At 60.9% G+C, this 14453-nt stretch carries 12 protein-coding genes and 1 pseudogene; 7 read left to right on the top strand and 6 right to left on the bottom strand.

Going from position 1 to position 14453, the window contains the following annotated elements; translation table 11 throughout:
- Positions 1–126: 126 nt before the first annotated feature.
- A complete protein-coding gene (gene tyrS / locus ACYQ1A_RS06840) occupies positions 127–1365 on the bottom strand; it encodes a tyrosine--tRNA ligase (protein WP_499361228.1) in 1239 nt (412 codons plus the stop codon).
- Positions 1366–1520: 155 nt separating this feature from the next.
- Here tyrS and ACYQ1A_RS06835 point away from each other — a divergent pair, with 155 nt between their 5' ends.
- The 4 genes from ACYQ1A_RS06835 to ACYQ1A_RS06820 all read left to right on the top strand — a co-directional run bounded on the left by ACYQ1A_RS06835 (position 1521) and on the right by ACYQ1A_RS06820 (position 7265).
- Complete coding sequence (locus ACYQ1A_RS06835; protein WP_499361226.1) at positions 1521–2639, top strand: anhydro-N-acetylmuramic acid kinase; 1119 nt, start codon at positions 1521–1523, stop codon at positions 2637–2639.
- A 135-nt stretch (positions 2640–2774) separates the two neighbouring features.
- Positions 2775–4814, top strand: a complete 2040-nt coding sequence (locus tag ACYQ1A_RS06830; protein ID WP_499361223.1) for a methyl-accepting chemotaxis protein — start codon at positions 2775–2777, stop codon at positions 4812–4814.
- Between the two features lie 92 nt (positions 4815–4906).
- Positions 4907–6787, top strand: coding sequence for an MFS transporter (locus ACYQ1A_RS06825; protein WP_499361222.1), 1881 nt, complete (start codon positions 4907–4909; stop codon positions 6785–6787).
- Between the two features lie 274 nt (positions 6788–7061).
- Positions 7062–7265 (top strand): hypothetical protein, encoded by a 204-nt coding sequence (locus ACYQ1A_RS06820; protein WP_062224727.1) that lies wholly within the window; start codon positions 7062–7064, stop codon positions 7263–7265.
- Between the two features lie 125 nt (positions 7266–7390).
- On the opposite strand, the gene ACYQ1A_RS06815 is transcribed toward ACYQ1A_RS06820, so the two are convergent.
- The 3 genes from ACYQ1A_RS06815 to ACYQ1A_RS06805 are packed head-to-tail and all read right to left on the bottom strand — an operon-like array spanning position 7391 to position 9413.
- Positions 7391–7960 (bottom strand): lipid-binding SYLF domain-containing protein, encoded by a 570-nt coding sequence (locus tag ACYQ1A_RS06815; protein ID WP_499361221.1) that lies wholly within the window; start codon positions 7958–7960, stop codon positions 7391–7393.
- Between the two features lie 35 nt (positions 7961–7995).
- A complete protein-coding gene (locus ACYQ1A_RS06810; RefSeq protein WP_499361219.1) occupies positions 7996–8568 on the bottom strand; it encodes a hypothetical protein in 573 nt (190 codons plus the stop codon).
- A 50-nt stretch (positions 8569–8618) separates the two neighbouring features.
- A complete protein-coding gene (locus ACYQ1A_RS06805) occupies positions 8619–9413 on the bottom strand; it encodes a MipA/OmpV family protein (protein ID WP_499361218.1) in 795 nt (264 codons plus the stop codon).
- A 140-nt stretch (positions 9414–9553) separates the two neighbouring features.
- Between ACYQ1A_RS06805 and ACYQ1A_RS06800 the strand changes: the two genes are divergently transcribed.
- Complete coding sequence (locus tag ACYQ1A_RS06800; RefSeq protein WP_499361217.1) at positions 9554–10813, top strand: DUF1615 domain-containing protein; 1260 nt, start codon at positions 9554–9556, stop codon at positions 10811–10813.
- Here ACYQ1A_RS06800 and ACYQ1A_RS06795 read toward each other — a convergent pair.
- Positions 10777–11514 (bottom strand): phosphatase PAP2 family protein, encoded by a 738-nt coding sequence (locus tag ACYQ1A_RS06795; RefSeq protein WP_499361216.1) that lies wholly within the window; start codon positions 11512–11514, stop codon positions 10777–10779. The genes ACYQ1A_RS06800 and ACYQ1A_RS06795 overlap by 37 nt on opposite strands.
- Positions 11515–11526: 12 nt before the next feature.
- Positions 11527–12132, bottom strand: a complete 606-nt coding sequence (locus ACYQ1A_RS06790) for an acyl carrier protein phosphodiesterase (RefSeq protein WP_062222820.1) — start codon at positions 12130–12132, stop codon at positions 11527–11529.
- Here ACYQ1A_RS06790 and ACYQ1A_RS06785 point away from each other — a divergent pair.
- A pseudogene (locus ACYQ1A_RS06785) lies at positions 12046–13314 on the top strand (MBL fold metallo-hydrolase). The gene ACYQ1A_RS06790 and the pseudogene ACYQ1A_RS06785 sit on opposite strands and share 87 nt — an antisense overlap.
- A 58-nt stretch (positions 13315–13372) precedes the next feature.
- Complete coding sequence (recA, locus tag ACYQ1A_RS06780; protein WP_062222819.1) at positions 13373–14425, top strand: recombinase RecA; 1053 nt, start codon at positions 13373–13375, stop codon at positions 14423–14425.
- The last annotated feature ends 28 nt before the right edge of the window (positions 14426–14453 follow it).

The raw sequence follows: 14453 nt of genomic DNA, 5'->3' as shown, positions 1-14453 counted from the left end.
AACAAAGCATAGCGCATGCCTGACTGGCCCGGCCATCACCGATAACCCCAAGTACTTGATCACAGAGCGTTTTTAAACGACAAACGGCAGCCCGCAGGCTGCCGTTGTTTTACGCTGCCGTGGCGATCAGGCGATGGTTACGCGGGCAAACTTGCGTTTGCCCACCTGCAAGACCACGGTTTCACCTTTGGCCAGCGTTACATCGCGGCTGGCGACTTTTTCGCCGTTAAGCTTGACCGCGCCGCCCTGGATATCGCGGAACGCTTGCGAAGTCGACGGCACCAGTTGCGCCTCTTTCAACACCTGAGCAATCGCCAGGCCATCGCCTTCGGCAGTCAGCGTGAATTCGGGCATCTCATCCGGAATGCCGCCTTTCTGGAACCGCGCTTCAAAGTCAGCCAGCGCCGCTTCGGCGGCCTGCTGGTTGTGGAAACGCGCCACCAGTTCTTGCGCCAGCATCACCTTGATGTCACGCGGATTACGGCCATCGGCAATTTCCTGCTTGAAGCGCTCGATTTCGTCCAGCGCGCGGAAAGACAGCAGCTCGTAATAGCGCCACATCAGCGTGTCGGACACGCTCATCACCTTGCCGAAAATCTCGTTGGCGGGCTCATCGATGCCGATATAGTTACCCAGCGATTTCGACATCTTGTTAACGCCGTCCAGGCCTTCCAGCAACGGCATCATCAGCACCACTTGTGGCGCCTTGCCCGCTTGCTGTTGCAGCATGCGGCCCATCAGCAAATTGAATTTCTGGTCGGTGCCACCCAGCTCGATATCGCTGTTCATCGCCACCGAGTCATAACCCTGCAGCAGCGGGTACATGAATTCGTGCACGGCAATCGGCTGGTTGTTGGCAAAGCGCTTGCTGAAATCATCACGTTCCAGCATGCGCGCCACCGTAATGCTGGATGCCAGCTTCAGCATGCCGGCCGCGCCCAACTCGTTGTGCCAGGTGGAGTTGAACATCACCTCGGTTTTTTCACGGTCAAGAATCTTGAAAACCTGGCGCTCATAGGTCTCGGCATTGCGCTTGACGTCTTCTTCCGTCAGCGGCGGGCGCGTGGTGTTCTTGCCGGTCGGGTCGCCGATGCGGCCGGTAAAGTCGCCAATCAGGAATTGCGCGTCATGGCCCAGGTCTTGCAACTGGCGCATCTTGTTGATCAGCACCGTGTGGCCCAGATGCAGATCCGGCGCGGTCGGATCAAAGCCGGCCTTGACCTTGAGCGGCTTGCCGCTGGTACGGCTGTATTCGAGCTTCTTGATCAGATCTTCAACGGGCAGGATTTCATCCGCGCCACGCTGGAACACCTCCAGGGCGGCTTGGGTAGCGGGATGAAGAGGCGCTTTTTCTTGTTCAGACATGGATGTGAGGCAACCTGGCAGAGCGGCGACATGGGCCGGGAATGATGGCAGAAGGCGGGCAGCTTTGTTACGCTTCGGCGGCAGGGCTGCACCGGCTGGTGCACGATTCTAACTCAATCAGGCGCCTGGCCAGAAGCGCCGCAGCAGGAAGCCGTATGCGCACCGCCTCCCCCCCTTTGTCGCGTGATCTGTTTGTCGGTTTGATGACAGGCACCAGCCTGGACGGTATTGATGCCGTGCTGGTCGATTTCAGCGACGCCATGCCGCAACTGCTGGGCGCGCAAGCCCTGCCCTTGCCCGATGCACTCCGCCAGTCCCTGCTGCAATTGCAGGCGGCAGCGCCAGACGAACTGCATCATGCTTATCTGGCGAGTAACGGGCTGGCACGGGCGTATGCCGTGGCGGTAGAACAATTGCTGGCACAAAGCAGCGTGGCGCCCGCAGCAATCCGCGCCATCGGCAATCACGGCCAGACCGTGCGCCATCGCCCTGAACTGGGCTACACCGTGCAACTGGGTAACCATGCCTTGCTGGCGGAGCTGACCGGCATCAGCGTCATCGGCGACTTCCGCAGCCGCGATGTGGCCGCGGGCGGCCAGGGCGCGCCGCTGGTGCCAGCGTTTCACCAGGCGGTGTTTGGCCAGACCGGCGAGCCTTGCGTCATCGCCAATGTCGGCGGCATCGCCAATATCAGCGTGCTCGACGGCGCCGGCGGCATCAGCGGCTTTGATACCGGGCCGGGCAATGTGCTGATGGATAGCTGGATCAATCAGCATCAAGGCCATGCCTACGATGCGGACGGCGCCTGGGCCGCCAGCGGCAATGTCATTCCCGATCTGTTGGCGCAATGGTTGCAACTGCCGTACTTTGCCCAGCTTCCGCCCAAAAGCACGGGCCGCGATCTGTTCCACGCCGATTGGCTGCGGCATCAGGCCTGGGCCAACGCCTATGCGCCCGCCGATGTGCAGGCCACCCTCTGTGCGCTGACCGCGCAAACCCTCGCCGACGCGGTGCTGCGCCACGGCCATAACACCCGCGCCGTCTATCTGTGCGGCGGCGGTGCCCACAACCACACCCTGCGCCAGATGCTGGCCGCGCGGCTGCCGGGCGTGCGCATAGGCACAACCGCTTTGCTGGGCGTGGATCCGGACTGGGTGGAAGCCTATGCATTTGCATGGCTGGCGTGGTGCTGTCTGAATGGCCAGCCCGGCAACTTGCCGAACGTCACGGGCGCCAGCGGCTATCGCATCCTCGGTGCCATCTACCCGGCGTAAACCGGATGCCGCCGCCACCCCATGCGGCCGGATTCTTTGCCTATGGCCGGGCGAAAATCCGCCTGCGCAAACAAGGCCGATTTCCCCGCCCGCGGTGAACTATGCTGAATCCACATAACAAGCTGTGGAGGCCACATGCTGGCGCTGGCTCGTCGTCCTATCGTGTCGCAGTTCATCCTTCTGGGCACTCTGGTGTGCGTCGCGGTCTTTGGCTCGCTGGTGATCTTTACCAGTCTCAGCGTGCGCGATACCGCCCAGGACATCGCCGAACACTCGCTGCAGACCCAGCTGCAATTGCTGGGCGACGCGTTCACCCTGGCCTACACCGATGCCAGCACCCGCACCGCCAGTGTCGAACGCGCCTTCACCCAGCTGGTCACCGAGCCCCCGGCGCTGAGCGAAGAACGCGACAGTGCCGGTCTGCCGCAGATCAAAGCGGGCACGCGCACGCTTAACAACGACAACGCCTTGCTCGAAACCTTCAAGCAGCAAACGGGTGCCGAAGTCGCGGTAATTGCACAGGACCCCAAGGGCAAGTTGATCCGCGTCAGCACGCTATTAAAAGACCCCAGTGGCAAATCCATGGTCGGTAGCGTGATCAAAGCGGATGATCCGGTGGCGCAGCGGGTCATGACGGGCCAGGTTTATACCGGGGTGGTGCTGCGCAATGACAAGTACTACATGACGCGCGCCGTGCCGCTGAAAAACGCGCAAGGCCAGGTCGGCGGGTGGTACCAGGTGCGGGTTGATCTGACGCCCGAGCTGACTTCGCTGCGCGCCATGATGCACAAGCTCACCATCGGCGAGACCGGCTATGTGTTTGCCGTGGCCCCCACCAAAGACGAACACGTGGCGCGCTTTGTGGTGCACCCCACGCTGGAAGGCAAAACCGTGGATGGCGCGGGCGGCACTGACCAGACCGCCATGTTCCGCAGCATGTTCAGCCAGCAACAAGGCATCCAGCATTACCAGCTGCCCAACCCGGCCAAAGACGGCAAGGCGGAAGACAAAATGGTGGCGTATAGCCATGTTGACGGCTGGAACTGGACGGTGGCTGCGGGCAGTTTTACCAGCGAATTTATTGGCCATAGCATCACCTTGCGCAATCGTCTGCTGCTGTTCAGCGTGGCGCTGGCAGTGGTGACGCTGGCGCTGCTGTATATCGGTTTGCGCACCCGGCTGGCGCCGCTGGGCCAGGTGGTGCGCGCAGTGGATCGCTTTGGCCAGGGCGATTTGACCGCGCGGATTCCGGTCAGCGCCACGCGCGGCAGCCAGAATGAAATCGACCAGCTATCGCTGCAGTTCAATCAAGCCGCACAAGGCCTGCAGCACTTGATCGGCGACGTGCGCCAGACTGCGGGCCACGTGGACCAGGCCAGCGACCGCTTTGACGCCGCCATCGGCCGCATCGCCAGTGACACCCGCCAGCAAAGCGAATCCGCCTCGGCCATGGCCGCCACCGTGCAACAGATTACGGTGAGCATTTCGCACATTGCCGACCATGCCGGCGATGCATCGGGCGCGGCGCAGCAGGCCGAGGGCGCTTCGGTCTCCGGCAACCAGGTGGTCTCGCGCATGGAAACGCAAATGCGCGAACTCGGCGGCGCCGCCGAGCACGCCGCCAGCCGCATCAAAATCCTGGGCCAGCGTTCCACCGAAATCTCCGGCATCGTCAAAGTGATCAAGGACATCGCCGATCAGACCAATCTGCTGGCCTTGAATGCCGCCATCGAAGCGGCCCGCGCCGGCGAGCAAGGGCGCGGCTTTGCCGTGGTGGCGGATGAAGTGCGTCAGCTGGCCGAGCGCACCACGCGCGCCACCCAGGAAATCGGCCATTTGATCGAAGCCATCGTTAACGAAACCGGTCATGTTGCCGCCGAGATTGTCGATGTCTCCAGCCGCATGCAAAGCGGCGTTGTGCTGGCCAGCGACACTGGCAGCGCGCTCACTGCCATAGCTGGCCACACCGGCCGCACCGCTGCCATCATCGCCGACATCGCCCACGCCACCCGCGAGCAATCGTCGGCCAGCGCCGTACTGGCGCAGAATGTCGAGGCCGTGGCGCAGACCGCACAAAGCAATGCCAGCGTCGTGGAAACCAATCGCGACGAGGCGCGCCAGCTACGCCAACATGCGCAGAACCTGCAAGGCAAACTCGCACGGTTTCAGGTGTAAGCGGCAGAATTGCCACACTGACGGCAGTGCAATTCCCTGACGATGGCAATCAGGTAGACTACGGCCGAATCCGCTCGGGAGCCTGGTCGTTCATGCAATCACAAAATCAGTTTTCGTTATTTGGCACGCGCCGCTTTTTGCCGCTGTTCATCACGCAGTTTTTTGGCGCCTTCAACGACAACCTGTTCAAGAACGCGTTTCTGGTCATGATTGTTTATGCGGGTCTGAGCGCAGGCGGTATGGACTCGCAAACGCTGATCGGCGCCTCAGCCGGCATCTTTATCCTGCCCTTCTTTTTGTTCTCGGCCGTGTCGGGCCAACTGGCCGAAAAGTATGACAAAGCCAGGATGGCGCGGGCCGTCAAAATGCTGGAAGTGTTGATCATGCTGGCGGCGGGCTATGGCTTCTGGCAACACAACGCTTATGTCTTGCTGGGCTGTTTGTTCATGATGGGCGTGCATTCCACACTGTTTGGGCCGCTCAAATATTCGGTACTGCCGCAATATCTGCAGCCGCGTGAACTGATGGCGGGCAATGGTCTGATCGAGGGCGGAACGTTTATCGCGATTCTGCTGGGCCAGATTGCGGGCACGGTGATTGTGCAACATCAGCCCCATGGCGAAACCATGATCATCTGGGCCTGCGTTGGCGTGGCGGTAATCGGCCTGCTCGCCAGCCGCAGCATGCCCAAGGCCCCGGCCCCGGCGCCTGATCTGAAAATTTCGTGGAATGTGCTGGGCGAAACCTGGCGCATTATCAGCTTCTCGCGCCAGAACAAAACTGTGTTCAACAGCCTGTTGGGCTTGTCGTGGTTCTGGTTTGTCGGCGCTATCTATCTGACCTATCTGCCGGAGATGGCCAAAGCCGTGCTGCATGGCGATGCTTCGGTCTACACACTGCTGATCACGCTGTTCTCGGTGGGCATAGGCGCGGGTTCGGTGCTGTGCGACAAGCTGTCCGGCCACAAGATCGAGGTCGGGCTGGTGCCGTTTGGTTCGATCGGCCTGTCTTTGTTTGGCATCGATCTGTACTTTGCGCTGGGCCATGCGCCGGCCGGCAGTTACGACTGGATGAGTTTCTTTGGCCACCACGGCCACTGGCGCGTCATGTTTGATCTGACCCTGCTGGGCGTGTTTGGCGGGTTTTATACCGTGCCGCTGTACGCGCTGATCCAGACCCGCTCCGACAAGCGCTTTGTTTCGCGCGCCATCGCCGCCAACAACATCCTCAACTCGCTGTTTATGGTGGTGGCGTCGGTCCTGGGCATCGTGCTGATCAAGGCCGGGCTGACCATACCCGAGCTCTTGCTGACCGTGGCGCTGATGAATGTCGTGGTAGCGATCTATATCTACACGCTGATTCCCGAGTTCTTGATGCGCTTTCTGGTCTGGATCTTGATCGGACTGTTGTATCGCATCAAGGAAAGCGGCCTGGAACATATTCCGGACGAAGGCCCATGCGTGTTGATCTGCAATCACGTCAGCTTTATGGATGCCATGGTCATCGCCGGTACGGTGCGCCGCCCGGTGCGCTTTGTGATGGACCATCGCATCTTCAAGCTGCCGCTACTCAACTTTGTCTTCCGCGTGGCCGGGGCGATTCCGATTGCGCCCGCCAAAGAAGACCCGACGCTGAAAGACCGGGCGTTTGAACGCGTGGCGCAATATCTGGCGGAAGGCGAAGTGGTTTGTATTTTTCCGGAAGGCGCAATTACGCGCGACGGCGAAATCCGCACCTTCCGCCCCGGCATCGAAGAAATCATCAAGCGCACGCCGGTGCCGGTCATCCCGATCGCTTTGCAGGGTTTGTGGGGTAGCTTTTTCAGCCGCAAGGATGGCGCGGCCATGATGAAAATTCCGCGGCGTTTCTGGTCGCGTATCGGGTTTCGGGTAGGTACGCCGGTACCCGCCGAAATGGCAGATCGCACAGTGCTGGAAGCGCGCGTACGTGAGCTGCGCGGCGACTGGAAATAAACCGCAAGCGGGGCGCAGTGCCTGCTGCCCCCGCCTTGTCGCCCGCCTTGCCAGCGCGGTGCATGGCCGCACCGTGCTTGCGCCTGTCCGTCAGAACAAGCCTGATTTTGCACCGCAACAGGCCGAAAAGCGCCTACGCCAGAGCCGTCCATGCACCGGCTTATTGCATGCGGACCGTTCGCTAAGATGGCTTCCACGTCGAGCCACTGCAATCCCGCAGCTGGCGCGGCAGGTGAAGTAGCACGATCGTAAATCCTTCCACAGGAGAAACATCATGGCGCACAACAACCAATACACCAACAACGATTCGAAATCGAATTCCCAACAATCGCAAGCTGGCAGCAGCAAACAGCAAAGTGCTGGTAACAGCCGCAGCAACGCCTCTTCTTCGTCTTCGAAGAACCAGGTGAGCGGCCAGCAAGGCGGCTCGCACGAGCAGCACGTCAATGCCGGTCGCCAAAGCCACAAGAACAGTTAAGTGGCAGAACCTGCGCTCCGCTGAGCGTGGATGACCGACGGAAAAACGGCGCTTTAAGCGCCGTTTTTCTTTGGGTGGCAGTGGGTCCGGTGCGCCATTTGCATCCCGGCCCACACCGCGCACGGTCAGTTCAGTGAATCATCCGGGTAGAACTTGACGCCCTGGCCGGTCAGCTTGGGTGCCAGCGTTTTGCCTTTGACGTCCACTTCGTACATCCAGACGCCCGTTGCCACTTCGACTGCGCCTTTGGTTGCCTGCGCCGCACCGCTCTGGGCATCGGGACTGAAGGTCCAGCCCTTGGTCACGAACTCCTGATAGGTATCAGGCTTGTCGAACACAAACACCACGTTGTAGGTCTTGTGGCCTTTGCCCCAACTGCTGGGCGCGTGCGACATCTTCATATAGGTGGCATGTTTGGTCGCGGTTTCCACCGCCATGCCATTGCCGAAGATGCCGCCAGTCAGCACTTTGCTGGCATTGCTGAAGGTGGCATAGCCCGCCGCCGCGCTGACCTTGGACTTGGCCGAGGGGTCGGCGGCGTATAACGCATCCAGTTCATGCGACGATTGCGTGCGCAAGGCATCGCGCTTTTCAGCAACGTTGCTGGTGGCGTTTTCGGCGCTCCATGCGGGCACCGCCACGGCCAGCAAACTGCCAAGCAATAACAAACGGGACCAGAGTCGGGGTTGGTTCATGATGTTTCTCCGTGTTTTAGCTTTTGGGGTGAAGCTTAATGCGCAGGCGTAACGGCAACCGCAATCTCTTCGGTAATCACCGCCACCACCTGATCACCTTGCTTGATGTCATGCAATATGGCCGGGTCATCGATCTTGACGCTCACCACACGACCCTTCGGCCCTTTGAGCGTGGCTACCCCGGTTTTATGGTCCACTTTGAGCACGTTGGCCACCAGCGTCTGGCGTCTTGCTTCGTAGCCGCCTGGCTTCTCGCCTTGTGGGGCGGAGGCTTGCACCGAGGTCTCGACATCTTCGCGTATGCCCTCACCGCCTTTGCGCAAGGCCAGCGCGACCGCTACTTTGTATTCGGCCTGCACGCGGTCGCCCACTTTGAGCTGATCAAAATTCTTGACCGAATCGTCGACGCGGATTTGCAGCACGCGCCCCTTGTCGCCCTTGATGGTGATTTCACGCGTGGCCGGGTCGATCGCTTCGATGCGGCCGCCAGCACGTTCTTCGGTGGCGGCAACGCCTGCATCGGCCACCTTGGGCGCGTCTTCGGCCACGGCGAAATGCACGCTTCCGGCAAGGGCCAGCGCCAATAAGGTCAGATGGGATTTCTTCATACTGCGTACTCCATGACATCAAGAAAAAAATCAGGCCTGGCGTGCCGGGGCTAAAAGCTGTAACCGACGCCTGCGCCATAAGTCAGCTGATTGGGGGTGCCGCGCTGGGTGACGATGGGGGTATCGGCAGCGGCGGCAATCAGACGCTGTTCGATCACGCCGACGCCCACAAACCATTTGGGCGCCACGCGCACCACCGCGCCCAGCCAGCCATACACCTGCTGGCTACCGCCATGGGCGTCAAACGCAGGCAAGCCACTGGCGGCTGCCCCGGCGCTGCTGACGCCGTAATAGGTATTCATGAAGCTGTGACTGCCCCAGCCGTATCCGAGCCCGGCACCGAGCAACACTTTGGGTGAGGCGGGCACCCAGACCGAGCCATAGATCGAGCCACGGGCACCGGTATATTCCTGGCCCGCATTGGTCATCACATAGGTATACAAGCGCACGCGATACGGCACGCCACCCACGTGCAGATATTCGTAACCGACAAAACCGCCGACTTCCATGGTGTTGTGGATGCCGGGCAAAGCATCCAGCACGGGGTCATCCAGGTTGCTGCGGCCTAGGCGGAGGCCCACCACCGGCCCCCAGCGAAACGACGATCCCGCCTGGCCCAGATCAAGCTGCGCCAGCGGGCCATACCATTCCAGCGTGTAATTGCTGCTGTGATATTCCAGCGCCGGCATCACGCCGATCAGCGTGTCTTTGCAGCCGGTACATTGCGTGGTGACGCCCACGCCTACGCCAACCAGATTGGGCAAGGCGGGCAGATCAATGGCGGCGTGGCTGAGGCCAGTAACAGCCAGCAACAGGCATAGCAGAATTCGGCGGGGCAGCAGCAAAGGGGCGACTCCAGAGATCAATCGGACCTGCCAGGCGGCGGCACTTCATTAAAGATGACGAATTGCCGAATCCCAAGTGGTTTCGCACGCTAAAACATTGCTACCCTTACGTCTTTACGAAATGTCTCAACGGATTGCTTGTGAGAGTGTGTGTTCTTGCCCTGCTACTGGCTGCCGCCGGTAGCGCCCATGCCGACGACAACGCGTCGGCTGTCGCTGAAGCCTTGTTTCCCGAAGCCGCCACGCCCGCGCAACCGGCGATTGTTGAGCCGCCGGTGCCGCCGACCCTGCCGCCGCCAGCAGCCAGCCCTGCCAGCGCCATCCCGACGCCGCCGCCGGCGCCCCGCCCCTTGCTGCCCAATCAAGCAGTGACGGGTGAAAAAGACGGCCGCTGGTTGCTCGACCAGCTATTGCCCCGCGATATCAAAGACCGGGCGGGCTGGAGCAATGACATCTACACCGCCTTCACCGCATTGAAGATCCCCTATACCCCCGCGTATTACTGCGCCGCGATGGCGGTAATCGCGCAGGAATCCACCTGGCAAAGTGATCCGGTGGTCCCCGGTCTGCCCGCCATCGTCTGGAGTGAAATCGACAAACGTATTCATCGCTTTGGCATTCCCCGCCTGGTGGTGCAAGCCGCGTTCGCCAAAAGCTCGCCCGACGGCCGCAGCTACAACCAGCGCATTGATGCCTTGCGCACCGAACGCCAGATGAATGCCTTGTTTGAAGACATGCTGACCGAACTACCGTTTGGTCAGCAGTTGGCGGGTGACAATCCTATCCGCACCGGCGGCCCGATGCAGGTGGGGGTCGACTTTGCCACTGCGCACACCAAAGTCTGGCCCTACCCGTACAAGATCGAGCGCAGTTTGCGCGACGAAGTTTTCACCCGCCGAGGCAGCGTCTACTTTGGCACCGCCCATTTGCTGCAATACCCGACCACGTATACGCAGATGATTTATCGCTTTGCCGATTACAACGCGGGCCGTTACGCCAGTCGCAATGCGGCCATGCAAGGCGTGCTGGCGCGACTGACCCATCAGTCGCTCAAGCAGGATGGCTATCTGATGAGTTACAACGGCACGCTGCCGACTACCGCCGTCACCGACAGCCAGCAAGCGCTGTTTACGCTGAGTGGCGCATTGGGACTATCGCGGGCGCAAATAGTGGCCGATCTCAAGCAGGAGCGTTATGCCGCCTTTGCGCAGACGCCGACCTACACCCGTTTTTATGCCTACGCCGACAAAACGCTGGGCAAGCCGCAGCCGCGCGAGGCGCTGCCGCAAATCAAACTGGTCAGCCCCAAGATCACGCGCAAGCTCACCACGGAATGGTTTGCCAGGCGCGTAGACGGACGCTATCAGGCGTGTCTGGCCACCACGCCGCTGCTGCCGTAAGGCGCGCGGGCTGCCGGGCCAGCGGGCAACCAACGCACTTGCTGGGTGGGATTGGCCGCGTTGTGTTTTTGATAGCGCGCTGGCCACGCGCTACTGCGGTTATAGGGCACGGTGCGGCCCGACAATGCCAATGCCACCCGGGTAATCATGTTTTGCGTGGGTGCGTGCTGGCCGTGCGTGCTCCCCATGATCAATGCAATCAGCAACAGGCCAATAAACTGATAGGGATGGGCGCGCAAATCGCGACCTGAAGTCAAAGCCCACGCCAGGCTCACGCTGGTGCCCAGCATAAAGCCGCCGATCACCTCGGATTGCGAATGCAGATGCAGCACCACGCGTGAAACCCCGATGGCCAGCGCAAACAACACCCCAGCCGTCCATGCCAGCGCTTGCATCCTGACGCCGCGACGCTGCGTCATCCATACCAGCAAGGCGGGATAGATGGTGCTGGAAAACATGGTGTGGCCGCTCAGCCCGGTAAAGTCGAGGGCCTCGATGCCGACGCCCCAACCCAGAAATGCCACTTTGGTCAGCCCGACCAGCGACGCACCGCCGCCAAACAGCACAAGCCACCATGCCAGGCTGCGCCAGGCGCGCTCAAACACCATCCACAAGGTGAACAGTGCAGCCACCGGCATCAGCAAGGCGGAGTCGCCAAAATCGGTCAGTGTAGAAAAAATCGTATAAGCAGTCGGAGTCATGGTTTCTTCGGGTCAAGCTGCAGGCGGCGCGGGTGGGCGCCAGACAAAAGCGGCGGCATGGTTGCAGACTTCGGGCCAGAACGCCAGAAAGTCCGCTTCAAAGCCAGCGTAAGCGTGCTCCAGTTCATCGGCCGCCCCCGCCAGTGCATTCGGTTGCGACAAGCGGTGAACGGACATCGAATCTATGGCCTGGCGCACCGCCGACAGTTCCCGATAGGCTGTCAGCCAGTCAAACTGGCGCATGCGCGGCGCAATGCTGGCCAGCCGTGGCGGCAACCACGCGGCGTGTTCGTCCAGCGCGCCATACACCGATTGGGCAAACAGGGCCAACTCGCCCACGCCCAGTTCGGCCCAGTGCCGCGCCAGCAGATGGTCATAAAACATATCGACCATGATGCCGGCGTAGCGGCGCCGCGCACTGCTGATCCGTTCGCGACTGCGGGCAAATAGCGGATGCGCATCGGTAAACGCGTCAATACTGCGATGCAAGGCCACGCCGCGCGCCAGTTCCAGCGGCAAAGCGCCGGGCAGATGGCCTTTGACAAAGTCACCCAGCAAAGCACCGGTCTTGTCGGCCGCGCTCGGTCCGCCCAGCAAGGCATGCGCCAGATAATTCATACCATCACCCGCAACTGGCTCGCCACGCTGAACTTTTGCGCTGCCAGCGGGCCTGTGGAGCTATCAATCACAAATACAACGTGGATACCGCATATGTCGTGGTTCAAGAATATTCTCGCTTCGGTGCTGACTGCCGCCACGGGCAACCCGCACCGCAATCTGCATTTTGATCCGGCCCGGCCGCATCACACGCCGACCGGGTTTCGCAACCGTTATCCGCACAGCCGCCCCAGTGGCGACGACTTTCGCCGTTGGCGTGCAGAACGTAAAGCAAAAGGCCTGCCACACCCGCCAGCCAGCGATCTGAGCCCGGTGCCACCCGACCTGACGCTGCTTTACGGCAATCGCACGCAAAACACGGTGAGCTGGATCGGCCATAACACCCTGCTGCTGCAAACCGGCGGCCTGAATATCCTGACCGACCCCGTGTTTTCACAACGTTGTTCGCCGGTGCAATTTGCCGGGCCCAAACGCCATCAAGCGCCAGGGATTGCGCTTGATCAATTACCGCATATTGATCTGGTCCTGCTTTCTCACAACCACTATGACCATCTGGACGCGCGCAGCGTGCATGCGCTGGTGCAGCAAGCCGGCGGGCCGCCGGTGTTTGCGGTGCCGCTGGGGCTGGATTTCTGGTTCCAGCGCCACGTACCCAAACTGCCACCCGAGCATCTGGTGGTTCTGGACTGGTGGCAGACCGCCGAAGTGGCCGGCGCCACCCTCACCTTTGTGCCGGTACAACACTGGAGCGCCCGCACACCGCTGGACCGCAATGCCACGCTCTGGGGCGGCTGGGTGCTGCAAACGCCCGATTTTCGCTTCTTTTTCTCCGGCGACCTCGGCTAATCCCGCGACATCGCCGACATCGCCGCGCGCTTTGATGGTTTTGATCTGGCCGCCATCGGCATCGGCGCCTACGAACCACGCTGGTTTATGCAAAGCCAGCATATCAATCCGGATGAAGCCGTGCAGATCCAGCGCGAGTTGCGTGCGCGCCAGGCCGTGGGCATACACTGGGGCACGTTTGAGCTGGCCGACGAGGCACTTGATCAGCCCGCGCTGGACCTGGCCGCGGCCCGGCTGCAGCATGGCGTGGCTGACGACGTCTTCTTTGTCTTGCGCCACGGGCAGACCCGCATTCTGGATACGGCACCCGATGCGCACGCCGCTTCCAATCTGTAGAACATTTGTTCTATAATCCGCCATCCCTTTCCAACCGCATCCGGCAGGACACCCAGACATGGACGACAACAAAAGCAAGGCGCTCGCCGCCGCACTGGCCCAGATCGAACGTCAGTTCGGCAAAGGCGCCGTGATGAAAATGGGCGACAACCAGATCGAAAACGATTTGCAAGTGGTTTCTACCGGCTCGCTCGGTCTGGATCTGGGCCTGGGCGTAGGCGGTTTGCCGCGCGGCCGTATTGTTGAAATCTTCGGGCCGGAGTCCTCCGGTAAAACCACGTTGTGTCTGCACGTGGTGGCCGAAATCCAGAAGCTGGGCGGCACTGCAGCCTATATCGATGCGGAAAACGCGCTCGACCCCATCTACGCGCAAAAGCTGGGCGTTAACGTGGGCGAGATGCTGATTTCGCAACCGGATACCGGCGAACAAGCGCTGGAAATCGCCGACATGCTGGTGCGTTCGGGCGGCGTCGACATCATCGTGGTCGACTCGGTCGCGGCGCTGACGCCCAAGGCCGAAATCGAAGGTGAAATGGGCGACGTGCACGTCGGCCTGCAAGCCCGCCTGATGAGCCAGGCCCTGCGCAAGCTCACCGGCAACATCAAACGCACCAACACGCTGGTGATCTTTATTAACCAGTTGCGGATGAAAATTGGCGCCATGATGCCTGGCCAGAGCCCGGAAACCACCACCGGTGGTAACGCGCTCAAGTTCTACGCTTCGGTACGCCTGGACATCCGCCGTATCGGCTCGGTCAAGAAAGGCGAAGAAGTGATTGGCAACCAGACCAAGGTCAAAGTCGCCAAGAACAAGGTAGCCCCGCCGTTCCGCGTAATTACCTTCGATATTCTGTACGGCGAAGGCATTAGCCGCGAAGGCGAAATTGTCGAGCATGGCGTTACCCACAAGATCGTCGAGAAAGCCGGTGCCTGGTATAGCTATAACGGCAACAAGATCGGCCAGGGCCTGGAGAATTCGCGCCAGTACCTCAAAGACAATCCTGAAGTGGCCGCCGAGATCGTGCAGAAAATCCGCGAGAAGATCGGCCTGAGCAGCGCGCCGATCGAAGTGGGCGGCTCGCTGGCGGACGAAGCCGAGCTGGACGCTTAAGCATTGCCGCTACCTACCCCGGTCTTCG

It is taken from the genome of Silvimonas sp. JCM 19000, assembly GCF_054652575.1.
The sequence above is the reverse complement of the archived record's forward strand: the minus strand, read 5'-3'. Positions and strand labels throughout refer to the sequence as shown.